Annotated in this window: 19 protein-coding genes and 2 pseudogenes; 5 read left to right on the forward strand and 16 right to left on the reverse strand. The window is 50.9% G+C overall.

Features of this window, described 5'->3' with window-relative positions; translation table 11 throughout:
* Nucleotides 1–16 precede the first annotated feature (16 nt).
* On the reverse strand, nucleotides 17–829 hold the full coding sequence (gene tsaA / locus QZN53_RS04310) for a tRNA (N6-threonylcarbamoyladenosine(37)-N6)-methyltransferase TrmO (protein ID WP_163437676.1): 813 nt from the start codon (nucleotides 827–829) through the stop codon (nucleotides 17–19).
* Between the two features lie 11 nt (nucleotides 830–840).
* On the reverse strand, nucleotides 841–2,400 hold the full coding sequence (locus QZN53_RS04315) for a hypothetical protein (RefSeq protein WP_163437677.1): 1,560 nt from the start codon (nucleotides 2,398–2,400) through the stop codon (nucleotides 841–843).
* Between the two features lie 105 nt (nucleotides 2,401–2,505).
* Here QZN53_RS04315 and prfA point away from each other — a divergent pair.
* Both prfA and prmC read left to right on the forward strand, forming a co-directional pair.
* Nucleotides 2,506–3,595, forward strand: a pseudogene (gene prfA, locus QZN53_RS04320) (peptide chain release factor 1).
* A 9-nt stretch (nucleotides 3,596–3,604) separates the two neighbouring features.
* Nucleotides 3,605–4,483 (forward strand): peptide chain release factor N(5)-glutamine methyltransferase, encoded by an 879-nt coding sequence (gene prmC, locus QZN53_RS04330; protein ID WP_163437678.1) that lies wholly within the window; start codon nucleotides 3,605–3,607, stop codon nucleotides 4,481–4,483.
* 61 nt (nucleotides 4,484–4,544) lie between these two features.
* Here the strand turns inward: prmC and QZN53_RS04335 are convergent, their stop codons facing one another.
* The 12 genes from QZN53_RS04335 to QZN53_RS04390 all read right to left on the reverse strand — a co-directional run bounded on the left by QZN53_RS04335 (nucleotide 4,545) and on the right by QZN53_RS04390 (nucleotide 16,585).
* Nucleotides 4,545–4,772: a hypothetical protein gene (locus QZN53_RS04335; RefSeq protein WP_163437601.1), complete on the reverse strand. Its 228-nt coding sequence runs from the start codon at nucleotides 4,770–4,772 to the stop codon at nucleotides 4,545–4,547.
* Nucleotides 4,773–4,862: 90 nt separating this feature from the next.
* Nucleotides 4,863–5,330 carry a septal ring lytic transglycosylase RlpA family protein gene (locus QZN53_RS04340; protein WP_294651856.1) on the reverse strand — a complete coding sequence of 156 codons (468 nt, stop codon included), beginning with the start codon at nucleotides 5,328–5,330 and terminating at the stop codon, nucleotides 4,863–4,865.
* Nucleotides 5,317–7,224, reverse strand: coding sequence for a tetratricopeptide repeat protein (locus QZN53_RS04345; RefSeq protein WP_163437679.1), 1,908 nt, complete (start codon nucleotides 7,222–7,224; stop codon nucleotides 5,317–5,319). Before QZN53_RS04345 ends, QZN53_RS04340 begins: the two co-directional genes overlap by 14 nt.
* 35 nt (nucleotides 7,225–7,259) lie before the next feature.
* On the reverse strand, nucleotides 7,260–8,975 hold the full coding sequence (locus QZN53_RS04350; RefSeq protein ID WP_163437680.1) for a tetratricopeptide repeat protein: 1,716 nt from the start codon (nucleotides 8,973–8,975) through the stop codon (nucleotides 7,260–7,262).
* Complete coding sequence (locus tag QZN53_RS04355; RefSeq protein ID WP_073057730.1) at nucleotides 8,975–9,826, reverse strand: RNA polymerase sigma factor RpoD/SigA; 852 nt, start codon at nucleotides 9,824–9,826, stop codon at nucleotides 8,975–8,977. Before QZN53_RS04355 ends, QZN53_RS04350 begins: the two co-directional genes overlap by 1 nt.
* 62 nt (nucleotides 9,827–9,888) lie before the next feature.
* Complete coding sequence (locus QZN53_RS04360) at nucleotides 9,889–10,185, reverse strand: DUF971 domain-containing protein (protein WP_163437681.1); 297 nt, start codon at nucleotides 10,183–10,185, stop codon at nucleotides 9,889–9,891.
* Nucleotides 10,185–11,309 (reverse strand): Mrp/NBP35 family ATP-binding protein, encoded by a 1,125-nt coding sequence (locus QZN53_RS04365; protein WP_163437682.1) that lies wholly within the window; start codon nucleotides 11,307–11,309, stop codon nucleotides 10,185–10,187. The genes QZN53_RS04360 and QZN53_RS04365 overlap by 1 nt, the downstream gene beginning before the upstream one ends.
* Nucleotides 11,310–11,458: 149 nt before the next feature.
* Nucleotides 11,459–12,037: a DJ-1/PfpI family protein gene (locus QZN53_RS04370; RefSeq protein ID WP_163437683.1), complete on the reverse strand. Its 579-nt coding sequence runs from the start codon at nucleotides 12,035–12,037 to the stop codon at nucleotides 11,459–11,461.
* Nucleotides 12,038–12,156: 119 nt separating this feature from the next.
* Nucleotides 12,157–13,536 carry an ATP-binding cassette domain-containing protein gene (locus tag QZN53_RS04375; protein ID WP_163437684.1) on the reverse strand — a complete coding sequence of 460 codons (1,380 nt, stop codon included), beginning with the start codon at nucleotides 13,534–13,536 and terminating at the stop codon, nucleotides 12,157–12,159.
* A gap of 52 nt (nucleotides 13,537–13,588) precedes the next feature.
* Nucleotides 13,589–14,218, reverse strand: a complete 630-nt coding sequence (locus QZN53_RS04380; protein ID WP_163437685.1) for an FISUMP domain-containing protein — start codon at nucleotides 14,216–14,218, stop codon at nucleotides 13,589–13,591.
* Between the two features lie 22 nt (nucleotides 14,219–14,240).
* Entirely contained in the window at nucleotides 14,241–15,065 is an 825-nt protein-coding gene (locus QZN53_RS04385) for an FISUMP domain-containing protein (protein ID WP_163437686.1), read from the reverse strand.
* Between the two features lie 98 nt (nucleotides 15,066–15,163).
* Entirely contained in the window at nucleotides 15,164–16,585 is a 1,422-nt protein-coding gene (locus QZN53_RS04390) for an esterase (protein ID WP_163437687.1), read from the reverse strand.
* 211 nt (nucleotides 16,586–16,796) lie between these two features.
* Here QZN53_RS04390 and QZN53_RS04395 point away from each other — a divergent pair, with 211 nt between their 5' ends.
* Both QZN53_RS04395 and QZN53_RS04400 read left to right on the forward strand, forming a co-directional pair.
* Entirely contained in the window at nucleotides 16,797–17,720 is a 924-nt protein-coding gene (locus tag QZN53_RS04395) for a porin family protein (RefSeq protein ID WP_163437688.1), read from the forward strand.
* The gene (locus QZN53_RS04400; protein ID WP_163437689.1) at nucleotides 17,721–19,361 is read left to right on the forward strand and encodes an NAD(P)H-hydrate dehydratase; all 1,641 of its coding nucleotides are present in this window, start codon (nucleotides 17,721–17,723) and stop codon (nucleotides 19,359–19,361) included.
* Nucleotides 19,362–19,406: 45 nt separating this feature from the next.
* Here QZN53_RS04400 and QZN53_RS04405 read toward each other — a convergent pair whose 3' ends face one another.
* Both QZN53_RS04405 and QZN53_RS04410 read right to left on the reverse strand, forming a co-directional pair.
* A complete protein-coding gene (locus QZN53_RS04405) occupies nucleotides 19,407–20,564 on the reverse strand; it encodes an MBL fold metallo-hydrolase (RefSeq protein WP_163437690.1) in 1,158 nt (385 codons plus the stop codon).
* 95 nt (nucleotides 20,565–20,659) lie between these two features.
* On the reverse strand, nucleotides 20,660–21,361 hold the full coding sequence (locus tag QZN53_RS04410) for an SIMPL domain-containing protein (protein WP_163437691.1): 702 nt from the start codon (nucleotides 21,359–21,361) through the stop codon (nucleotides 20,660–20,662).
* 53 nt (nucleotides 21,362–21,414) lie between these two features.
* On the opposite strand from QZN53_RS04410, the pseudogene QZN53_RS04415 reads away from it, so the two are divergent.
* Nucleotides 21,415–23,509, forward strand: a pseudogene (locus tag QZN53_RS04415) (DNA polymerase); the annotation flags it as partial.

A 23,509-nucleotide genomic window follows, 5' to 3' on the forward strand; every position in this document is an offset into this window, starting at 1 on the left:
TGTCTTAATTAAAGGCTTAATTCTTTTTTAAGCCGTTCGCGCACAAATATAAGAATTCTCTGTGCAAGTCCTTGTCGCCGTATTTGTCTTCGGCACCAGGTTCCAGCTCTTCGGCAGAATAACCGCTCGTTATGCGCTGTAGCAACACTTGTCGTTCAGGTTCGTCGTAGCTGAAATGGATGCGGAAGGTGCGGTACGCCAGCACGCCCGTATGGGTATTTTCATCAATCGTCAGGCGACGTCGAGAACTATCGAAAACATCTTTCGAAAAATTCCCGCGGGAAAGTTGCACCTGCGCAAAGCTGAACAAGTCAAAGACGCTATGCTCGGCGATCCAGCGGTTTTGCGATTCGAATTGAGCGTCCACCTGAATCGTCCACGAATCGCCCACCTGTTCTTCGACCCAACCGGCCTTGGCATCGGGGAATGCATCGGCCATCGGAATGTACGGTTTGATATCAAAAACAGGCGTCCCATTCAGCAAATCCGCTTCGTCCACATACAACGTAAGACCTTCGATTTTGAGAAGACGAACGCAAGAAAGCCCAATCGGATTCGGGCGGTAAGGGCTGCGGCTCGCAAAGGTTCCAACGCGGTCTTTACCCTTGGGCGGCACGGGCGGGCGCGTTGTCGGGCGCCAGCCTTCGTTTTCATGGAATTTGAAAATCACCCAGATGCGTTCAAAGCCGTCTAGGTCGCGGAGCGCTGTTTCGAAATTCATTCCCGGCTTGAGCTCGATGCGACCCGGATGCCCCGCAAACAGCCTCCCCTGCCGGGGAGCATCGTACTTGTAGACGGCATCGCCGTAGAATGTACCGATTGGGGTCATTATTCCAGGTCTTATTCCGAATCTTTACCGTAACGGATATAATCTATCTTGCCGATAAAGAATCTTTGATCATGCAATCCCTGATACATAGAGTCATAACCGATTCCAAGACCATATTCGATATTCGAGATGTCCCCATGAGTGATAGCATCAACGCGAGGATCGCCATCTAACGAAATGCTCACATAAAGAGTCGACGAACCTGAAGTTCCTCCAATTGAAATATTGACAACATGCCATTCATTCAGCGTTATTTCGCCCACTTTTTCAATATGCCAATCATAATCATTTTTTGCATCACGATAATGGAATCTCAAGATGGACCCATCAAGACGAATCTGCCAACCGTCAACACCGGATCCTGGAGGTTCAGCAACAAATATATTGCTCATATTACCTTCCGCCGTAGCCATAAAGCGGACTTCAGCAACGAACCCGTTGCTTTTAAAGGTTTCGCTCAACGGAATAAGCAAACCATTTGAGCCATTCAAGACAAGGCTTCCACATTCAGCTTCCACCGGAGTCACCTTGTCATCTATATAGGCATTGTTCTTTCCAAAATAATCGCGTCCTAAATCTTCCGGATCATCAAATTCATAGGCGACATCATACTTCGAAAGATTTTCCGGTTCATGAGTCTCAGTACAACGAAGTTCAGCGGCGTTCGAGGCAACCACACTCTCTTTTTTGTACGAAGCCTTATCATACCAACTGATGGAGCCATCTGCATTTGCTTCGTCACTTGCCGAACTCACCTCAACGACAGAACTGGAACTTTCGAAATAGGTTTCGACATTGCCCCAATCCTTATAATTGATACAACTTTCTTTAAACATTTTGACAAGTTGTGTATATTCACGTTCCGACATGGTTTCATCGAAATCGGCTGTGATTTTATTTCCTTTGCAACGAACATTCGTGTATGAGTAATCATTCTTTTCAAGGGCACACATGGAATCGACAACCGCCGAATTTTCGTATTCGGTTTCAACCGTCACCGTTCCATTGCTATATGAATAACGGGATGTACTAGGCAAACCCATAAAATTCATGTTCATCACGAAAGGATTTTCTGAAACGACCTCGCAATAATCCGACAATCCCGTCTGATAACCCTGCGCACTAGAGGAAGATTTCGATTCGCTAAGCTGATTCGAATCTCCGGGATCGCTATTCGAATTTTCATCTTCGGGGTCGTCATATTCCTTACACATCGACACGAACATGTTCAGAAGTTTTTTGTATTGGCTATTCGTCAAGCGGTCGCTACTATAAGCGATAATAGACTTGCCATTGCATTCGACTTCACCATAATCGTCGTCTGACTTATACGAAGAGCAAGCCCACTTGGCGACTGACTGATCTTCGTATTCCACCTTTTCGACAAGTCTTTCATCTGAATAGTCAAACGATGTCTTGGAATAAATACCTTCTTCAAGAGTTTCAAGAACCAGAGGCTCCGAAGACACGATCTTGCAATAATCTTGACCTTTACTCGGGCTCGAAGAACTATCGCCACAAGCAACCAAGCCCAAAGAACACAGGCCTGCAACCCAAACTAGTTTTTTCATATTATTCCTCTTTCTCCAAAATTTTACTATAAATATACTCTTTTTAAAGGCCTCCGCAATAGGGAGCCAAATTGGATTTACTTAAAATTTCTACTTTTGCACCCGATGAAAGATAAAGCAAAAAAACTGATTGAAAAGTACGAGGAATTGGAATCGGAACTCGGCAACCCGGATGTTCTCGCTGACCAGGCCCGTTACAACAAGATTCACAAGCAGTACAAGGGTATCGAAAAGGCCGTCATTAAGGCCAAGGAATACCTGCAGATGCTGAACGACCAGGAAGAATGGAAGGCCGCTCTCGGCGATTCTGACCCTGAAATGGTCGCGATGGCAAAGTCGGAACTTTCCGACATCGAAAAGAAGTTGCCGGGTATTACCGACGAACTCCAGATTTTGATGGTGCCGAAGGATCCGTGGGATTACCGCAATGCCACGCTCGAAATCCGCGGCGGTACCGGTGGTGACGAATCCGCTCTGTTTGCGGGCGACTTGTTCCGCATGTACCAGGGTTACTGCAGCCGTATGGGCTGGAAGATGACCATCCAGGACGCCAGCGAAGGCACCGTGGGTGGTTACAAGGAAATTCGCGTATTCATCGAAGGCGACAGCGTGTACGGTACGCTCAAGTTCGAAAGTGGCGTGCACCGCGTGCAGCGCGTGCCCGAAACCGAAACACAGGGCCGCGTGCATACCTCTGCCGCAACGGTCGCTATTCTCCCGGAAGCCGAAGATTCCCGTGTCGCCCTCCAGATAGGGGTAGGGGAAGTCCTGCCAGGCCAGACCGTCGTGAACGGGGGCCATGACCTTGCGCCAGAGCTGGGCGTACATTAACAAGACGGACTCCGCCGTGCGACTCACCCACATTCCGACAGGCGTGGTGGTGAGCTGCCAGACCGAACGTAGCCAGTTGCAGAACCGCTTGCACGCTATGGAAATGCTGCGTTCCAAGATTTTGGACGCCGTGATTGCCAAGAAGGAACAGGAAGAAGCCGCGAGCCGTAAGGCTTTGGTGGGCACCGGTGACCGTAGTGCCAAGATTCGTACTTACAACTTCCCGCAGAATCGCGTGACCGACCACCGCATTGGTCTTACGCTGTACAATTTGGACAAGGTCATCACTGGCGACCTCGATGAAATCATCAACGGGCTCCAGATGGCGAACGCCCAGGAAAAGCTCGGAAAGTTCAACGCTTAAGGTAACGCAATGCCGCAGATGACTGTACTTGAAATTCTGAACCGCACCAAGGTATTCTTCGAAAAGAAGGGAATTCCTGACGCGCGCTTGGATGCCGAATACATCATCAGCCACGGACTTCAGATGAAGTCCCGCATGGACATTTACCTGAACTTTGAAAAGCCGCTGACGGAAGCCGAACTCGATGTGCTCCGCCAGATGGTGGCTCGCCGCGCCAACCGCGAACCGTTGCAGCACATTATTGGCGACACCAGTTTCCGCGGATTCATTATCAAGTGCGACAAGCGGGCACTGATCCCGCGCCCCGAAACGGAAATGCTAGTCGACATGGCAAAGGAACGCCTCAAGGGTATCGAAAATCCGTTCATCGTCGAAGTGGGCACGGGAACAGCCGCGATTTCTATCGCCTGTGCGAAAGAAATCGCCGGAGCGAAAGTGCTCGCCACCGACATTTCCGAAGACGCACTTTCGCTCGCCCGCGAAAATGCCGAAGCCAACGGCCTCGGTGCAAACGCCGAAGGTTCGAATCTGGCTTTTGCGCAGGGCGACCTGCTGGATGCCGTCACCGATACCGCTAAAATCGACTGCCTAATTGCAAACCTTCCCTATATTCCCGACGGCGAAAAGGGAAAGCTCCAGCCCGAAGTCGACAAGTTCGACCCGGAACTCGCCCTCTATGGTGGCCCCGACGGCCTTACACTCGTGCGCAAACTCTTGCAGCAGACCGAAGGCAAGCTAAGCGCAGGCGCCCCGATTCTTTTGGAAATCGGATCTGAACAAGCCGAAGTCTTGAAGAACGAAGCCGCCAACTACCCGTGGCTGGAATTTGCTGGAATCCACAAGGATTACTGCGGGAATATCCGCTTCGTGAGCTATAAGGCGAAATAAAACTCAACTCATACAACAAGAGGAGATCCCGGGTCTGTCGCCCAGGATGACAACGCAGACGTTACACCCCCACGGTGCAGCCGAGGGCGGCGAGCACGTAGTTTTCGCTTTCGCCCGCACGGTAATAGGGCAGCAAAGTTTCGTCGTCTACTAAAGAATCATCAAAGCCATTCAGCTGGAGCTGTTCGTCAATACGACGCTTGAACGACGAAAAGCCGGAATTCCAGAGCGTTACGGGCTCGCGGGCGGCTTTACAGGCTGATTTTCCAAAATCATATTCGCTATACATATTTTCCTCTTTTTTTGTACAGCCAAATATAAAATCAAGCCGATGTCAAATTATGACATCGGCGAATTTCTTTTTTTGAAGAGCGTCGGGCTACTCAATCACCGTAGCGGTGACCTTGGCATGTCCGACTTTATCGAGGCCAAGCTTTTTACCGGCGGCAGCGCTCAAGTCTATAATGCGGTCACGTACAAAGGGGCCGCGGTCATTCACGCGCACCACGACAGAAGCACCCGTATCGTCACGAACCACACGCAACTTAGTGCCAAAAGGCAAGGTTTTGTGGGCACAAGTCATCGCATTCTGATTGAAAATTTCACCGCTGGCCGTCTTTTTGCCGTCGAATCCCGGCCCGTAATAACTCGCCTGACCCTTCATGACCTTTCCGATCGGAGCGGTCTTTTTGCCCTTTTTACCCTTTTGAGGAGCTTGGGTATCTTCGGGGAACCTTTCGTAACCTTGACGGGAAGCGATCTTTGCATTTCCATTGGCGCAGCTAGACAAAAGCATAGCCACAAACATGGCCAGCACCACAAAAACGATGCGCCTATTCAAAATCATACATGCTGTTGTACGTGTTTTCAAGGATTTCATCTTCCTGACTCTTTACTTCGGCCTGTTTTTCTTCGGGCGCCTTGTTCAATTCTTCGTAATACTGCGCAGAAAGCTTGTTCACATGGGTTTCGCTGCTCTTGACGCGCTTGCGCAAACGTTCCAGATCCTGGTCGGTAATGGTCAAGCGGGTATTCATCATCGAAGCCGCCTTCTTGCCCCAAGGAGTCTGACCATACTTGTCGCGAAGGAGCTTGTAAGTGAGCATGGTGCTGTCGATACGTTCCGGATTCATCTGGAAGTAGATGGCCTTCATGTAAAGGGCCTGAATGCCGGCCTGCGTTTCGGGATATTCCTGATACAAGCTGTCGAAACGCGTAAACGCACGGGCATAAGCGGAATCCACCTGATCCATCTTATCCAAAGGCATTTCGGCAGCGATTGTCCAAAGGCTTTCGGCTTCCATGTACTTTTCTTTCGCCAAATCTTCGCGGGTCTTTAAGGTCACACGCATACCCAAGTTCACCTGAGCCTGCTTTGCATATTCCGTTTCCGGATACTTCTCGATAATCTGCTTGTAGATTTCTTCGGCAGAATCGGGATCATGCATATATTCGTCGTAAATAAAGGCCTTGGCGTACAAAGCGCGCAGGGACTTCGCACTGTCGCCCGATTCAATCACGGCATCCAAGCGAGTCATCGCGCTGTCGACTTCATCCAGCTTGAACAGGAAAAGTTCGGCAATCAGGAATTCCGACTTGAAGAAGTTATCCACGTTCGGAATCGAATCCTTGCGTTCCTTGTCGTTCTGGTTACGCATGGCAATCAAGCGCTTTAAAGCATCGCGGCGTTCGCGGGCTTCTTGGCCCCACTTACTAATCGTGCGAGAAATAAAGCTACTATCGTAATAGACAACGGCCTTGTCGTAATCAATCGTCTTGTGCTGTTCGTAGTCGCCCAGGCAGAAATAACTGCGCGAAGCAAACTCGGAACGCGGGTATTCCGTGTTCACCTTCTGCAAAATGATAATCGCATCAGGATAACGGCCGCCCAACATGGTCAATTCGCCAATGCGAACCAGGTATTCCGGCTGTTTGGACTCGTTTTCGGGATTCTTGTAAAGTTCCTTGTATTCGTCTGCCGCCTTCAGGTATTCCTTGCGGTAAGCAAGGCATTCTGCCGCCTGTTCCCCCGCCGTCTGCTGCTCGCGAGCGTTCAGTTCCTTGATTTCCTTGGCGGTATAATGTTCGCGAGCCTTGTCCCAGTTTTCTTTCTTGAAGTACAGGCCGGCCAATCTAAAGTGTGCCTTACCGCGCATAAAGGGCGTACCTGCCGTATCGGCCAGCACCGCTTCCAAAGAAGCAATCGCCTGGTCCGGGAATTCGGCCTGTTCGTCCAAAAGCGAAAGAAGGTTCAACCCCTGGAAATAGTACGGGTGGTCCTTGGATGCAATCACCGGTTCCAAGGCAAAACGGCTAATGTTAAATTCGTGATTGCGGTATAGGCAATAGGCTCTCTGGTATTCCACCGCCTTCATGGAATCATGGTCGGCAAAATAACGTTCAAATTCGTCGTACTTGGTAATGGCCTTGCCCCATTCATGCTTATGGCGGAAGGATTCACCAATCAAGAACACAGCCTCGGCGGTACGTTTCTTGTTCTTGGGGAAACGTTCCAGCACGCGGGAGCCTTTTTCGATAATCTTGTCGTATTTCTGGCGTTCTTCGGAGCCAGGCAGGGAATTTTCGCTATCCGGAATACTGTCGAGGCGGGCGGCACGCATTTCGGCGGCCTGTTCATCCAGGCGTTCCGCATTGAACATGTGGTTCAGGTAGGCACAGCAAGTACACCCCTCGAACACGAGGGCGAGCATCACAAGTGCCATGTAGCGGATACGTAGCATGGGAGTAAAGATACAAAAATGAGGGCTATAAAACCCTAGTATTGGTTCAAATACTTCGTGTAGTCGCACAGTTTGAGGCCCGGCGGAAGCGCGGACTTGTCAAAGCGGACCATACGGACTTCGGCCGGTTTACCCACTACGCGGGCAAGCATTTCGAAGTTATCCTGAGTTTCCCACACGGCGGCATCGATAATCAAGCCATCACCGCAATCGGTTTCACCCGTGCTGTTGCCGATACCAGAGATTCTGGAATTCTGCTTCAGGAGTCGCGTATAGATTTCGGGAGCAATTCCAAAATGATTCGAGGTCGAAGACGAGTCATGCACGACAACATGTACTTCGCGGAAATGATTCAGGGAATCAAAGACAACCGTGTAAGTGTGCATGTAAGGCGCAATAAAGAACGATTCCTGCCACACGTTCCTTGCCACGGGCCTGAAGTTTCCAATCGAGTACTTCTTGAAGAATTCCTTGGGGGTTGCACCGTAGCGCACCACATAGTGGCCAAGCATCGTCGAGAAATCATGAACGGCAGACGGAGCCATGGTTTCGCGTAGGCTATCCACGGCTCGGTTCAAGTTCGCGGTCAAGCCATCGTTCTTGTTAATGGGCGCAGGCCTGGTAATGTTAGATTCCTGAATGCGCTGCTGAATGTCGGGGTATTCCGGATCGATCTTCTGGATTTCCTGGAACTGCTTGCGGGCAAGGTCAAACTGGCGGCCCTTCAAATAAGCGCGGCCGAGAGCTTCCTTGAGCGGCAAGTTTTCGGGATACTTGTCGACCATGGGTTCCAAAATATCGAGGGCAGTCTGAGCACGGTCTTGGGGAGAGAGCACCACTCCGTTACCCGGACCCGGAGGAGACTTTTCGCCCAAAGTCGAGACGGCTTCGCGAGCCGGAGAGTAATCGGGCATGAAGGCCAGAATGCGCTGGTAAATCTTTTCGGCGGCATCGAAATGGCCCTGGTATTCGTCCATGTAACCCTGCAACAGCAAGAGCTTCACGTTTACCGGGTACTGAGAAAGGGCGTATTCCACAACGGCTGCGCAACTGTCCAGCTGACCGCTGCGATGGTAAAGGTCAGCAAGGTTTTCGTAGGCAGCAGGCACATCGCCGCCCGAAAGGCTCACCACCGTCTTGAATTCGTTGGCTGCCTGCAAGTAACGGCCGTTTTCCATCAAGAGCTTGCCGTACCAAAGCCTGGTCTGGTACAAGGCTGGCGCACGTTCAGAAGCCACGCGGGCCAGTTCCAACGCAGCAGAGGCGTTACCGGCCTGGTAAATCTTGCGGCTTTCGACATAGGTTGCCACACCGGAACCCGGCAAGCGGGCCTGCAGTTTTCCAATCAAGAGAGAAAGGCGGTCCTGTTGGTTTTCCGTTAGCGAGCCCATTTCGAACAAAGTATTAATTTGTCCAAGAAGCGCCGGCAAAAGATCCGGGTAAAGAACTATCACGCCATCGTAAATATCGTAGGCAGCCTGGTAAGAGCCCGAACGGGCAAGCTCCGTCGCACGGCGAAGTTCAGTCTGCACCTGCACCGGGACCTTGGCAACATCGGCCGTCAAATCCGGCGTATCGCCACGGGCAACGGTCGAACCGGCAGGCAAACCGTAAGGAATCCCGCCTACCGAAATTTTACTGGGGCCATAAACATCATAAATACGAAAGCCCGCAAATGTAAGCAGGGCTCCGCAACAAAGGGTCAAAAACAAGTATGCAGCCCTTCGGGCTGCCCAAGACGAATACGCCATTACTTTTCCAAGAAATCAGCCAGTTTTTCTTTATGTTCCTTGCTCTTTTGCAGACGACGCAAGGTTTTGTTCTTGATCTGGCGGACACGCTCGCGGCTCAGTTTCAAATCTTCACCGATATCCTTGAGCGTCGTGTCTTCAACCGTATCAAGTCCGTAGAACATGCGAAGGATTTCTTCTTCGCGCTGCGGCAGAGCAGACAATGTTTCCTGGATGAGCTTGCGACGTTCATCCTTTTCCATGTCTTCGTCTTGGTTACCGTCGGATCCCAAGACATCCATAAGCGTACTGACCGTGTCACCGCTACCGCCGACATTCGTGCTGTCGCCAATGGGGGCATCCAGCGAAATGTCCACGATTTTTTCCATGACCTCGACGATGTCCTTTTCGAACGGCGCGAATTCGTCCATAGCTATGGTACGATCGTAGTCACCGTCGTTCTGCATCAAGGCCCGTTTAAAGCGGTTCACCAAGGCAAGCTTGTTGGGCGGAATTCGGACCGCGCCCACCTGTTCAAACAGGGCTTTCTGGATAGACTGGCGAATCCACCAGACCGCGTAAGAAATAAACTTGACATCCTTTCCCATATCAAAGCGTTTTGCCGCCTTGAACAACCCGATATTTCCTTCGTTAATCAAATCAAGCAGGGAAAGTCCACGCCCCTGGTACTTTCTTGCGACACTCACCACAAAACGGAGGTTACCCCGAATCAGGCGCTGCAAGGCCGACTTGCGGATTTCTTCCGCCTGGTCGCTCTTGATAATCGCAAGAAGAGCCTCTTCTTCCTGAGGACTCAGGGTCGGAAACCTGTTGAGGTCCCTAAAATAAAGCGCTTCGTTTGCATCACTCATAGAAATACATACCTTCAATTCTTCATAGGAAATTTCCTTGAAGACTATCCAAATATGTCTTTTTACTTTGTTTTCGTCAAGTTATATAACTTTTCGTAAGGGTAAATTCCCGAATTGTGGCCATCGCTAAAGGTAAGGCCTGCGGCGTAGCGGCCAATCGACTGAACTTTAACAAGCTTAATATCGGCCGGCACCGTAGAATCATCCAGGAGTTTTTCGCCTGTATGTTCATCGACACACAATGCACAAGGACAAGCCAAGCGGAGAGTGCGGATATCGCATGCACCACGGCTACCGTCGTTCCATTCGAACCCCAGCTTTCCTTCGGCAGTTCTAAAAACTTTCTTCGGTTGAATCATTAGACAGCCTCCACCGGAAGTTGTTCGAAATCGTAGTTAAAATTCTTGAGCACACCATTACCTTCGGAAGCAAACATCGAAAGCGTGCGGACGGTCGCATCGGCGGCCTGCATGAAGGCCTTGGCCGATTCGGAGTTCGGATAACGGAGCACAGCCGGCGTACCTTCGTCGCCGCAGCCCGCGACTGCAGGTTCAAGCGGAACCTTTGCAATCAGGGGGACTCCCCACTTTTGGGCGATGCGTTCACCACCGCCTTCGCGGAAGATGTTGTGATGCTTGCCGCATTCACCACAAATAAAGTAGCTCATGTTCTCGACGACGCCCACCACCGGAACGCCCACGGAATCGAACATGGCAAGACCCTTGCGGCAGTCGGCAAGAGCCACCTCTTGCGGTGTCGTCACCACGACGGCTCCGGCCATCGGGCAATTTTGCGTAAGGGTCAGCTGAATGTCACCCGTTCCAGGAGGAAAGTCCACCAGCAAGTAGTCAAGTTTGCCCCAGCGCACATGATGGATAAAATGCTGGATCATCTGCGATACCATCGGGCCACGCCAGATGGTCGCCTTGTCGCTATCGGCGAACATGCACATAGACACAATACTAATGCCGCCCTTTGCTTCGACCGGGGCAATCGTATTGTCTTCAAAAACTTCGGGAGCACGGTCGATACCGAACATGAGTCCCATACTGGGGCCGTAAATGTCGGCATCCAAGATTCCCACGCGGGCACCCGAGAGGCTGAGGGCCATGGCGAGGTTTGCCGTTACGGTGGACTTGCCCACGCCACCCTTACCGCTTGCAACCGCCACCACATGAGCGACATCGCCGATGTACGAAACTTTCGGAGCCTGCGCAGCCGTATTGGAGCTTTCTACGCGGCCTTGCGCCGTAAACGTCACGTTCACTTCGCTTGCGCCAAGCGACTTGACAATCGTAATGCACTGGTCCTTGAACTGATCGCGAATCGGGCATGCCGGCGTTGTAAGCCTAAGATCAAAGCTCACCTTGTCGCCATCGATCTTTAGATTCTGGACAAAGTTCAGTTCAACGATATTCTTGTGCAGGTCGGGGTCTTGAACCGCCTGCAGGGCCGTCATAATAGTCTGTTCATTCAACTGCATAATAGGTCGGCGCTTTGAGTTATAAGTTTATTTTTCCGAGTCAAAATTTAGACTTTTTCGAAAGGCAAAAAAAAGACACGTACCGACAGTACGTGTCTTTTACAGAAAGAGAATTTTTTGAAAAATGTTTTTTCAGTGAAACGCCAAGATTAAATCTTGATTTTTGCGCCCATGAGTTTTACGAATTCGCGGACAATTGCCGTGTCGCCAGGCCATGCCGGAGCGGTGACCAAGTTGCGGTCCACGACAGCTTCATCTACGTTCACTGCCACATACTTGCCGCCGGCAAGAGTAATGTCCGGGCCGACTGCGGGGTAAGCCGTAGCCTTGTAACCTTTGAGCACGCCAGCTGCAGCAAGCACCTGCGGACCATGACAAATGGCTGCCACCGGTTTCTTGGCCTTGAAGAATTCCTTCACGATTTTGAGCACACGTTCGTTGAGGCGAATGTATTCCGGAGCACGACCGCCGGTAATGAACAAGCCTTCGTAATCCTTCACCTTCACTGCATCAAAGTCAGCGGTGAGCGCAAAGTTGTGGCCACGGGATTCAGAATAAGTCTGTTCACCCAGAAAATCGTGAATTGCAGTCGCAACAGTTTCGCCAGCCTTCTTGTCGGGGCACACCGCATCCACCTGATAGCCCAACATAGACATCGACTGGAACGGGACCATGGTTTCATAGTCTTCGGTAAAATCACCGCAGAGAAGCAGAACCTTCTTTGTCATTACGCACTCCTGATAAGTAGTTTGTTGTGTTTTTTACAGCCAACATAAGCTGCTGGTTATAAAATACATTAATCGTTACTCAAAAGTACGTATATAATTTTTAACAAACTAATTCGGAGTTAAGTTCCAGAGAACTTGGGCATTCTCAGCAAGTGCGTCATACAAGGCGGCCATTCTTCTTCGTAATGGCTCACCAAAATGATTGTCGTTTCTTTCGAAAGCAACTGCAGCAAGCTAAAGATTTTTTCGCGGTATTCGCCTTTGAGGCCCTGCGTAGGTTCGTCGAGCAGCAGCACCTTGGGCGGACGGATAGCGGCACGCGCCATGAGCACCACACGCTTGTCAATCGGAGACAAGTCACGATAGCGGGCGTTCACGTCGTCAAAGCCAAGGTAATTCAGCCATTCCTTTGCCTTTGCGCGTTCTTCCCAAGTGGTATTGTCGGCCTTGCAAAGGTTTGCGGTAAAGCCCGTGCACAAGACTTCGGACAAGCTAAGGTCTTCGCGATACTGGAGCGCAAGTTCCGGCGAGAAGAATCCGAGTTTCGCCTTGTGGTCCCAAATGTTCAAGCCATGGCCCGGACGTTCACCAAGGAGCGTAATGTCATTGTTGTAAATCTGCGGATGGTCTGCGGTAAGCATACCGAGCAGCGTACTCTTGCCAGCTCCGTTTTCGCCCATGACCGCCCAATGTTCGCCCTTGCGAACCGTCCAGTTCAGATTCTTGAGCACATCGGTTTCGCCAAAACGGACATTCACGTTCTTGAGCTCGAAAAGGATTTCCGGGTCCGATGTATCGGGAGTGCCGAGATTCACAATCTCGTAGCCCTTGAGTTCCTTCTTGGAATACTTGGGAGCAGCGATTTCTTGCGGGAGCTCGCCTGCATAAGGAGTAAAGGTCTTGTTGGCGTAAACGAACGCCGGAATTTCAGGCAGTAATTCATCTTCGCGGGCAAGGCGCACCGCGACCTTCAAGCCATCGCGTTTTGAAAGCTGAACCACGCTGGCAGCCAAGTGCCTACGATATTCAGGATCGAGACCTCCGAACAAATCGTTAAAGTAAACCCACTCGGGCTTTTCCATCCACATGCGGGCCAGCAATACGCGGCGCAGTTCCCCGTTCGAAAGACTCAAAAGCTTGCGTTCCAGAACTTCGTCGGTCAAATCCGCAATCTTCAAAGCCTCTTCCAGTTTATCGGGGTCGGTTTCGGGCCACGCCATATCGTCGATATAGCGGTCGGTCTGCAAAAAGAATTTCTTTTTCAAAAGCAGGTGCCGCACCAGCGGAGCTTCTTCGTCATGCAGGCTAATAAAACGCTGCTGAAAGAACGGCGCGAGCGCATGCTGAATCTTACGTTGCATTGCCTCCGACATGGTGGAGACATTTTCTTGCTGATTCAAAAAATGGGTAATGACCCTGTCAAGATCTTCGCCCTCAGTGCTGAAAATCTGCACCTGCGGGAACATTTCAATCAAAGCTTCAAAACGTTTGAATTCCATGCGCCCAAATTTAGAAAATGGCTAGGATTACGCAAAAGAAATAAAAGGAAAGTTAATCTTTTACGCAACGAACATTTTTATAAGCATCCAGATAATCACCACCAAAGTGAATACTATCCATATATGACGCAGCAAAAAAAGTAACTAGATAACTTGGCATTTTTGTAGAGTCTATTGTCGACGTTAAAAAAGTCGTTTCATAACCATAATCTTCCGTCAGCTTGTAGGACGGAATCATATCAAATCCGCATTCATTCAGGCCATTACCATTTTCTCCAGGATTTAATGGTTTCCAACCCGTATCATTCTTTAAACGCAACCCGGCCACTTCTATACCACCCATATTATTCACTAGAGTCATCCATTCTTCTCGCGATGGCAAATGCCAACCTATGGGACATTCTACACTATCAACTTCATACAGTCGTCCTTCATTTTCACACAAGCTCTCTTTGTCAAAGCACTCACTGCTTTTGCTTAAAAAATTTAGGTTCTCTGCCATCCACACTTGATTACCAATAGTCGTATATTTGTATTCACGGCCATCGCGACTATCCGTAAACACACCTCGTTTATCTTCAGGACATACACGAGCGGCATCCCATTCTTCATCCGCATCAGTAGTACAAGACATTAAGAATAACGAAATAAATAGTACCACAAACGAGACATATTTAATCATTGATTTCCCCACTAGTTAACAATCAATCCTTAATACAACGAATAGATTTTTTCGTGCCAATCCACTGGAAACTGATACTTTCTCCCAAAATCACGTCATAAGAGGACACAGTATTTTTCATCGTACTTGACGCAAAATACGTCGCCCGAAAAACACTGCTTAAGCCACCACTATAATCATAATACCCCGCATAAAGCGCCGAAAAACCACACGCATCAATTGGTCCCCCATCCTTTTTTTGGTACTCAATTGCTATTGAATCCATCGCAAGGATAGCCTCTTCTTTAAGAAGTCGGTTTACTACGCCGTCCACGGATTCAGCCAGCGTTTCCCATTCCACCTTGGTCGGAACATGCCAACCTTTCGGACATACTGAATCTACGATATCACGATCTAGAAAGCCACAATCTTTTGCATCTTTTATTAACGTATAGAACCTTCCATATTTTTCACAAAATTCATCAGCAATACATTCATTGGTTTCGCAAGTGGAATGAAGGCGCTCTGCAATTTCAGCAAGTCGCGTGGTATCTGTATTACAAATTTGCGTTGTATCATTCAGCCAAAAGCCTCTCGGCACACAAAATTCTTTGCCATAACAAGTACTATAAGGATTCGGCAGTTCATACTTCAAATTCTCGGCCATCCACACCTGCTTACCAATTGTCGTATACTTGTATTCGCGGCCATCGCGTTCATCAACAAAGGTTCCTCGGTTCGGGATGCCATAAGCGTTCATACCTGTTTCAGGACAAACATCCGCGGCGCTCCACTCCGGTTCGTCTTCAGCACAGGATAAAAGGAATAACGAAATTAAAAGAAATACATATTTTGAATATTTAATCATTTTTGTCCTTTACGTACAATTTAATTAAAAACACCTCTCCGCGAAACGGAAAGGTGCTTTGGATGTGTTATATAGGAAATTTTAAAGTATGCTGATCTTTAGAATTTGCTGAAGAAATCCCAAGTGGCCTGCGGAACCCAGGACTTTTGCTGGCCGGGATCCTTGTGGTCCCAGATGTGGCCGCCATTCTGCGTACACCAGCGAACCGGGAAACGTTCTTCAACCGTGGTATAGTCGTAGCACACGTGCGGACCGCTGCCGCCATATTCCTGAGCCTTTTCATTCTTGGCCTTGCCGCCTTCGGAGTTGAGCGTCAAGATGATATCACGAGCGGCGCGACCCATCTGCGGAGTGCAAAGGTTGTCCTGCAGGCCGAGCACACCCATCCAACCCACGCCCTTATTCTGACGCTGCGGGAGCCAGATGTTACGTTCGGCGGTTTCATACACGGCTACAGCACGAAGCACATCCTGGTGGTTCCAAGAGAGACCGTTGCTGAACATGGAGCCGTAGCTAAAGCCTGTAGAGAACACGCGGCTAGAGTCAATGCAAAGGTTGCTCTGCAAATCGGCCAAAAGTTCATCGAAGAGCAGATAGTCATCCTGACCCCACGGGGCCTGGTTTCCGTTACCTTCAGGAGCGACAAAGATTGCCGTCTTCTGGGTATCAAGCGGTTTCAGACCATAGTAGCCTTCTTGCTGCACACCACCGGCCCAGCCGCCCATGCAGTGCATGCCGAATATGAGCTTGTACGGTTTCTTGTTGTCGTAATTGTCAGGAATGTCGATACGGATGGTGCGCTTGCCCTTGCTCCACTGGAATTCGTAGCTGCCGGACTTGACGCGATTCCAGGTCTTGCCGCAACCACGGGTGGGAACCGGATCATTCTTTAAGCCCCAACCGTAGGCGTACTGCGGTTCGGCCTTCGGCTTTTTCACCGTAAGAGCAAGATTCGTGTCGAGCTTATTCAAAAGCACCGAAAGGGTATCGAAACCGTCGGCAATGACCTTGAGCGTTTCGTTGGTCGTCAGCCTTGCAAGAGCAGCCTTTTGGCCGTTAGCGAAAGAGGCTCCGTAATTGCCATTAGAAGTAAAGCGGATGCTGCGTTGTGCACTTCCGATTTTCACGTTCGCATAGTAAGCCCCTTGGGCCTTGACGCATGCCTGCAAATCGAGGCTGCCCGAACCATAAAGGGTTTCGCTCATCAGGCGATTACCCATCATGTCGAAGATCTGGACCTGTACGGGTTCACTGGAACGTTGAGAGAAAGAAAGAACGCCGTTATTGACGCTGATATAGCCCGGAAGCACGCGTCCCATCACAGACATTCCTTCTTCGTGGAATTTAAATTCACCCTTGTCATCGGTCTTGGTAGAAAGGCCATTTTTGACAAGTAAAACAGATGCACCGCTTACCGCGCCGCCCTGTTCGTCACTCACTTTGCCCGTAAGCGTAAAGGCACTAGCCGATACAGCCATTGCGCAAGCGAGAGCCAGAGATTCCCAAACACTCTTTTTCATAGTAGCTCCTTATATTGCTTTTATGGAAAATAAATTCAAAAGGGAGCCATTGTTCACGCCGAAAGGCAATTGGTTTGGACAAAATATCCAAAAGCAGGTTTAAGAGATTTTACAAGGCCGCCGTTTTACAGCAATTTTAAGCGAATCAGAGCAAAGAAAAGGCCGGAATATACTATTTTATTACGCAAATAACATCTAGTTTGGAGAAAATATGAAAAAGCTTTGGACGCTCATTGCAAGCACCATGTTGGTTGCTTCCGTCGCATTTGCTCAGGACGACTTTGATCCTGAATATACCGATCAGGCCGAAGAACAGGTCGCTGAACAAGCAGAAGAACAAGCTGAAGAGCAACCCGCCGAACAGGAACAGGTTGCTGAACCTGTAGAAGAAAAGGCTAACGTAGCAGAAGAACCTGCTCCGGCACCCGCTCCGGCTCCGCAGTACCAGGCTAGCGCTCAAGAGCCCGCACAAGAAAACGTCCAGAATGACGAATACGCTCCGGCAAACGCCAACAACACGCCCTTCTTTGGCTTCGGTGTGAAGTTCGCCTTCAATTACGGCAGAATGTTCGGCTTCAAGGAAGACCTCGACAACGATAGCGACATCGACGGAACCCCGTCGGGCATCGGTTTTGACGGTGGTATCATGTTCCGCATCCAGATGATTCCGAACCTGTACTTTACCCCCGAGGTCAACATTGCCCATATTACCACCGAACACGAATTCATGCACCTCAAGCGCAAGTACGTTTCTACGGACTTGGAACTCCCCTTGCTGATGCGCGGCGTCATTGCCAATAGATTCTACGTGACCGGCGGCGCCCAGTTCAACTTCACCTTGAGCAGCAAGGCTAAAATCGACGCCGTTGAAAACGCCACCTTGGACATCCCGGTCAAAAGCAACGAAAAAGTCGAACAGGCAACGTTTGGATTCGGCATTGTAGCCGGTGCAGGCGTCAACATTGTTGCAGGTCTCTTCTTCGACTTCCGCTTCTACATGGGCATCACGGAACTCTACCCCGACGTGAAGACCCTGGACGACCTGGAATTCGCTACGGGCGATTACTCCTTGGTTGACATGTCTGGCGCAAGAATGATGAAGTTCAAGGTCGGTCTCAGCTACTGGATTATCTAATTGAAATTCCTTTCGAACTTGACTTACAAGGAATGTGCCCCTGTAGTTACTGCAGAGGCCATGCGCTTCTTGGATGGAGACACCAAGAGGAGCCGCGTTTCTAGCGCCGGATTTCCGCCGTTTTGGGAACCCCAAACCGAAATTGACGCAGAATTCGTAGATGGATTCGCTACCGCCATCGATGCCGGATACGGCCTGATGAAATTGGCGGGGCAAAAGCTCTTTGAAAAAGCAATTGATATGCTCGGCGAAAACCGCGAAGGCAAATCGGTCGCCGTATTTGTCGGCGGCGGAAACAACGGCGGCGACGGCCTCGTTCTTTCCAAATTGCTGATTGAAGCAGGTATTCCCTGTACAGTCTATTCGCTCGCCAAGGCCGAAACCTTCAAGAACGAAGCGGCCATGGCGTACCAGGATTTCTCGGAAAGCGGCGGAAAGCTCATTGTCATTAATGACCTCCCCGTACACGAACCGAAATTCGCTCTTGCCGTGGACTGCATGCTCGGCAACGGAGCCTCGGGCGAACTGCGCCCGGCCTTTGCTCGAGTCGTCATCAACTTGAACGAATGGAACATTCCGATTCTTGCAGCAGACGCCCCTACCGGTTTTGATTCTTCGGAACACCGCTGCGGCGAAAACTGCATTCAAGCCACCGAGACGCTTGTCTTTGGTCTCCCCCGCTTGGACGCCTACACCAACGAAGGCGCTCGCGTTTTCGGCAAGACGACGGTCGAACCGCTCGACTACCCCGAAAACCTGATTGACAAAGTCCTGTCGGGCGTATTCCTCGCCACCGAAGACATGATTCCGGCATTGCTCCCCGACCGCGACGAATTTGGCGACAAGCGCAGCCAAGGTACCGCCATGGTGATTGCTGGTTCCGGCAATATGACCGGGGCAGCCGCCCTTTGTACCAAGGCATGCCTTAGAAGCGGTGCAGGCCTTGTCACAACGGCAACACCGAAGGCTTTGCTCCCGGCTTTGCAATCCAAGCTTGACGAGCCCGTATTCTACGGTATAGGAAATGCGACGACAGACAAGCTTTCGATTATGCACTTGATGCAGTTGCAGGATATCGCGACACACCAAAACGCCATCGCCATCGGTCCCGGACTTGGAACCGACACCGAAACGCAAGACGCAGTCCGCATGTTCCTGACCGGACTCACGATTCCCGTGGTTGTCGACGCCGACGCGATTAACGCCTGTGGTTCTGCATTCTTCTGCATGGAAGGCGGCCCTGCGAATGCGATTGTCACGCCGCACAAGCGCGAATGGGAACGCAACTTCGGTCCGCTTCCGGCAAACGAATGCTTTTACCCGGAATACCTGCAGCAGTTTGCGACGCAGTTCAAGATTACGATTGTACTGAAGGGTTGCCCCACTTACGTGGCGATTCCCGACGGACGCGTGTACGTGATTCCGGCCCGCAACTCGGGCCTAGCGAAGGGCGGTGCAGGCGATGTGCTTACCGGCATTATCACCGCACTACTCGCACAGGGTTTGCCCACCGCAGAAGCAGCCGTACTCGGCGTACTCCTGCACCAGAAAGCAGGCCGACTCACGCGCGAAAAAATGGGAGCATTTGGAATGCTCCCGACTGACGTCATTGAAATGTTGCCCGCAGCATTTAGTTGCTAAGGCTACTAATGTCATGCCGCACTTGATGCGGCATCTCCTTTTCTACTAAAGTAGTTCAGAAACCAGTTTGTCCAGCGCAGCTTCGGATTCGGCGCTGAGCGTAGACTTCACCGTCACCACGGTTTCGGCAAGCGTCACGTTCTTGAGCGTGGCGAGGATTTCCGTCATCTTCTTGGCAGCCATCGGAGCCCACGTGCCATTTTCCACGACGCCCACCTTGCGGTTGCTGTAATTCTTTGCCTTCAGGTGGTTCAGGAAGTCTTCCATGACCGGGAAGAGGCCTGCGTCATAAGTAGGAGCGGCCACCACCATGCGGTCGTAGCGGAAGGCGTCTTCGATGACTTCGGCCATGTCGCTGCGGGCAAGGTCAGAGACCACCACCTTCTCAACACCGGCGGCCTTGAGCTTTTCGCCGAGCAATTCCGCGGCCTTCTTGGTTCCGCCGTAAATAGAGGCGAATGCCACGAGCACGCCCTTGTCTTCGGGAGCGTAGCTGCTCCAGGTGTTGTACTTGTCGATGTAGTAGCCGAGGTTTTCGGTGAGCACCGGACCGTGCAGCGGGCAAATCGTCTTGATGTCAAGCGTGGCGGCCTTCTTGAGAACCGCCTGCACCTGGTTGCCGTACTTGCCCACAATGTTGAAGTAGTAGCGGCGAGCTTCGCATGCCCAGTCATCCGGGTCGGCATCGTACACGCCGAACTTGCCGAAGGCATCGGCTGCGAACAGCACCTTTTCACTCTGTTCATAGCTGAACAGCACTTCGGGCCAGTGCACCATCGGGGCACCGATAAACTGCAATGTGTGAGCACCAAGAGAAAGCGTTTCTCCTTCCTTCACAGCCTGCGTCTTGGTCGTTGCAGGCAGCGTCATAAATTGCGGCAACAGCGCGAAAGCCTTGGCAGAAGCGACCAAAGTCGTTTCAGGATACTTCGCCATGAAATCAGCAATGCCACCGGCATGGTCCGGTTCCAGGTGATGAATCACTAGGTAATCCGGCTTGCGGCCAGCGAGAGCAGCTTCCAGATTGGCAAGCCACTCGCCCACCTTGTGCGCATCGACCGTATCCGTCACGGCAATCTTTTCGTCCACAATTACATACGAATTGTACGCCATGCCCTCGGGCACCACGTACTGGCCTTCAAACAAATCCAAGTCGCGGTCATCGACACCGATGTACTTGATATTTTCGCTAAAATTCTTCATGATAAATCCTTTTTTGTAGAAATTTAAAAAAAGCCCGCAGAATCGGCAGAAATTTTGATGACATCGAACATGAAATGCATTAAGGATAAATTGATTCAATCTTCCAAGAAATACTGCACGTTCGTTACGACGCGCACTTTCTTGATATACGGCGTATTTTCGTCGCGGTCTTCAATGGAGAACACGCCCTGCGTTGCCGTCTTGATTTTGCCGAGTTTGCTATCGGAGTCCTTCGCAAACTTTTCGGCGGCACTCCTTGCATTCTTTGTCGCCTCGTCAATCATGGCGGGCTTGATTTCGTTGAGACCGTTAAAGCTATAGACGGTGCGATACTGGTAATCGCTACCGCTAAAAGCGATTCCATGCTTCAGGAGTTCGCCCTGTTTTTCCATGGTTTTACGGACAAGTTCCACATCGTTCGTGGCCACCGTTGCCACAACTGTCGCGACATAGCGATAAGCATGCTTGCCGCCACTGTAGAGTTCGCCATCGGCATCAACGATGGCCGGGGTCGAGTATGTGATATTTTCTTTTTTCACGCCGTTTTCGAGCAGGAACTTTTCAAGTATCTGCGACTTGGACTGTAACGTTGCAGAAAGTTCAGCAAGATCGTTGCCCACCTCTTTGTACACAATCGGCCAAATCACGAAATCAGCCGAAACTTCGCGTTCGGCAAGTCCGCGCACGAATACCACACGGTCGCGGTCCTTGACATCGATTTGGGCCCGATAGAAAAATGCGCCCAAGCACAAAACGGCAACTGCCAAAATGATTGCTTCTTTAACTCTTGATTGCATATCCAACTCCTTTTTTACATGAATCCAATATACAAATTTTCTACATTCAAAGCATGCCTGAAAAGACTCTACTTTTGCTCGACTCATACGCACTTGCGTTCCGCATGTTTTACGCCTATTCGCAGAACCCGCTGAAAAACAGCCAGGGCGAAGAGGTTTCGATGATGCACGGTTACTGGGGCGCAGTACTCCGCATTCTTGCCAAGCACAAGCCGACGCATTTCGCCATCGCACGCGATGTGGCGCACACCAAGACTTTCAGGCACGAACTTTACCCAGACTACAAGGCCAATCGCGGGCCCATGCCCGAAGAAATGGCGGCTCAGATGCCGCTGTTGGGCGAAAGTCTGGAAGCGAGCGGAATCCCGCTCTTGTCGGAACCGGGTTACGAAGCGGACGACGTGATGGCAAGTACCGCCATGGCCGCGGTCGAAGCGGGCTTTGACCATGTGGTGATTTTAAGTAAAGACAAGGATATGTCGCAGATCGTAACCGACAAGATCCATCTTTTCCACCTGACGAAGGGTGCCGACGGCATTGACTTTGGCCCTGAACAGGTGCTTGAAAAATACGGTCTTCCGCCCGAAAAAATCCGCGACTACTTGGCGCTCATGGGTGACGCAAGCGATAACGTTCCCGGTGTACCCAAGGTGGGCCCGAAGACTGCCATCCAGCTGCTGAACGATTACGGCGACATGGACAACCTGTACGCGAACCTCGACAAGATTACCAAGAAGGGTTTGCACGACAATTTGGCGAACAACCGCGAAAAGGCATTCCTCAGCCGCGAACTGGTGACGCTTCAGACCAAGCGAGCCTTTAGTGGCAACCTCGACACGCTGGAATACAACGGCCTGCACGTAGACACCTTGGCGCAGATGTTCAAGGATCACGAAATCAACAGTCTGCTCCGCCTTTTGGAAGGCATTCCCAGCAAGACGGGCTTTGTGCGCGAAAGCAATGGCACGGGAAGTGCAGATGGTTTAACGGGCGCAGAAGTGGAACGCGCCGACTTCCCGGTCGATGTTCCGCCGACATACATTTGTGTTGACACCGATGAAATCTTCGAGCAGATGAAGGCCGAATTTGCCGCCGCAAGCACTGTAGGCATCGACACCGAAACCGACGGCCTTGACCCGATGCAGTGCAACCTGGTAGGGCTTTGCCTGGCCGCTGCCGACAACGACGGCAAAGTAAACAAGGGTTACTACATTCCGCTCGGCCATTCCGACGAAATCGGATTCCCGCTGCCGACAGGCCCCAAAGGCAATTACGACTTGAACAAGGTCAAGGCATGGTTCAGCGAATTCATCGCCGACAATTCGCCTGTCGCCGGCACCGAAACGTCGCGAGCATTCGTTTTCCATAACGCGAAATTTGACTTGCATGTGCTGGCACGCACCTTCAAGATTCCGCAGAGCGCTATCGATAACGCAAACCTCATCGACACGCTGATCGCGGCCTGGATGCTTTCGCCGGGACAGTCTGGCCTCGGGCTCGACAACCAGGTGATGCAACGATTGCAGCACGAGATGATTCCCATCGAGAATCTCATCGGGCGCGGCAAAAACCAGATTACGTTCAATCGCGCGCCCATCAAGGAAGCCACCGAATACGGCGCCGAAGACGCAGTCTATACGCTTCGCCTGTGGGAACCGCTCCGCCGCGAGCTAGAAAAACTCGATTACGTGAAGTATTTCTTCGAGCAAGAAATGCCGCTCTTGAAGGTTCTTTTCCAGATGGAATCTGTGGGCGTGGCAATTGATGTTCCAGCTCTCAAGACTTTGGAACAAGAACTGCAGCGCCGCATCGAAAACTTGGAAAAAGAAATCTGCGACATGGCCGGTTTCGAATTCAACATCGGTTCGCCCAAGCAACTCGGCGAAGTCCTTTTTGATACGCTCGTGCTCCCCTAAATCAAGAAGCGCAGTACCGACGCCGTGGTTCTCGAAGAACTCAGTTTCAAGGCGCCGCACCCGATTGTTTTCGCCGTCATCGAATACCGCGAACTCAAGAAAATGCAGAGCACCTATATCACGGTGCTCCCAACGCTGGTGAATCCAGATACCAAGCGCATTCACACGAGCTTTATCCAGTGGGGCACTGCAACGGGTCGCCTCTCTAGCCGCGATCCGAACCTGCAGAACA

It is taken from the genome of uncultured Fibrobacter sp., assembly GCF_900316465.1.
Classification (GTDB): domain Bacteria; phylum Fibrobacterota; class Fibrobacteria; order Fibrobacterales; family Fibrobacteraceae; genus Fibrobacter.

Bases quoted from the DNA above. Each gene is read 5' to 3' on its own strand.
- tsaA (WP_163437676.1), bottom strand. From the start codon at position 829: ATGACCCCAATCGGTACATTCTACGGCGATGCCGTCTACAAGTACGAT.
- QZN53_RS04315 (WP_163437677.1), bottom strand. From the start codon at position 2,400: ATGAAAAAACTAGTTTGGGTTGCAGGCCTGTGTTCTTTGGGCTTGGTT.
- prmC (WP_163437678.1), top strand. From the start codon at position 3,605: ATGCCGCAGATGACTGTACTTGAAATTCTGAACCGCACCAAGGTATTC.
- QZN53_RS04335 (WP_163437601.1), bottom strand. From the start codon at position 4,772: ATGTATAGCGAATATGATTTTGGAAAATCAGCCTGTAAAGCCGCCCGC.
- QZN53_RS04340 (WP_294651856.1), bottom strand. From the start codon at position 5,330: ATGATTTTGAATAGGCGCATCGTTTTTGTGGTGCTGGCCATGTTTGTG.
- QZN53_RS04345 (WP_163437679.1), bottom strand. From the start codon at position 7,224: ATGCTACGTATCCGCTACATGGCACTTGTGATGCTCGCCCTCGTGTTC.
- QZN53_RS04350 (WP_163437680.1), bottom strand. From the start codon at position 8,975: ATGGCGTATTCGTCTTGGGCAGCCCGAAGGGCTGCATACTTGTTTTTG.
- QZN53_RS04355 (WP_073057730.1), bottom strand. From the start codon at position 9,826: ATGAGTGATGCAAACGAAGCGCTTTATTTTAGGGACCTCAACAGGTTT.
- QZN53_RS04360 (WP_163437681.1), bottom strand. From the start codon at position 10,185: ATGATTCAACCGAAGAAAGTTTTTAGAACTGCCGAAGGAAAGCTGGGG.
- QZN53_RS04365 (WP_163437682.1), bottom strand. From the start codon at position 11,309: ATGCAGTTGAATGAACAGACTATTATGACGGCCCTGCAGGCGGTTCAA.
- QZN53_RS04370 (WP_163437683.1), bottom strand. From the start codon at position 12,037: ATGACAAAGAAGGTTCTGCTTCTCTGCGGTGATTTTACCGAAGACTAT.
- QZN53_RS04375 (WP_163437684.1), bottom strand. From the start codon at position 13,536: ATGGAATTCAAACGTTTTGAAGCTTTGATTGAAATGTTCCCGCAGGTG.
- QZN53_RS04380 (WP_163437685.1), bottom strand. From the start codon at position 14,218: ATGATTAAATATGTCTCGTTTGTGGTACTATTTATTTCGTTATTCTTA.
- QZN53_RS04385 (WP_163437686.1), bottom strand. From the start codon at position 15,065: ATGATTAAATATTCAAAATATGTATTTCTTTTAATTTCGTTATTCCTT.
- QZN53_RS04390 (WP_163437687.1), bottom strand. From the start codon at position 16,585: ATGAAAAAGAGTGTTTGGGAATCTCTGGCTCTCGCTTGCGCAATGGCT.
- QZN53_RS04395 (WP_163437688.1), top strand. From the start codon at position 16,797: ATGAAAAAGCTTTGGACGCTCATTGCAAGCACCATGTTGGTTGCTTCC.
- QZN53_RS04405 (WP_163437690.1), bottom strand. From the start codon at position 20,564: ATGAAGAATTTTAGCGAAAATATCAAGTACATCGGTGTCGATGACCGC.
- QZN53_RS04410 (WP_163437691.1), bottom strand. From the start codon at position 21,361: ATGCAATCAAGAGTTAAAGAAGCAATCATTTTGGCAGTTGCCGTTTTG.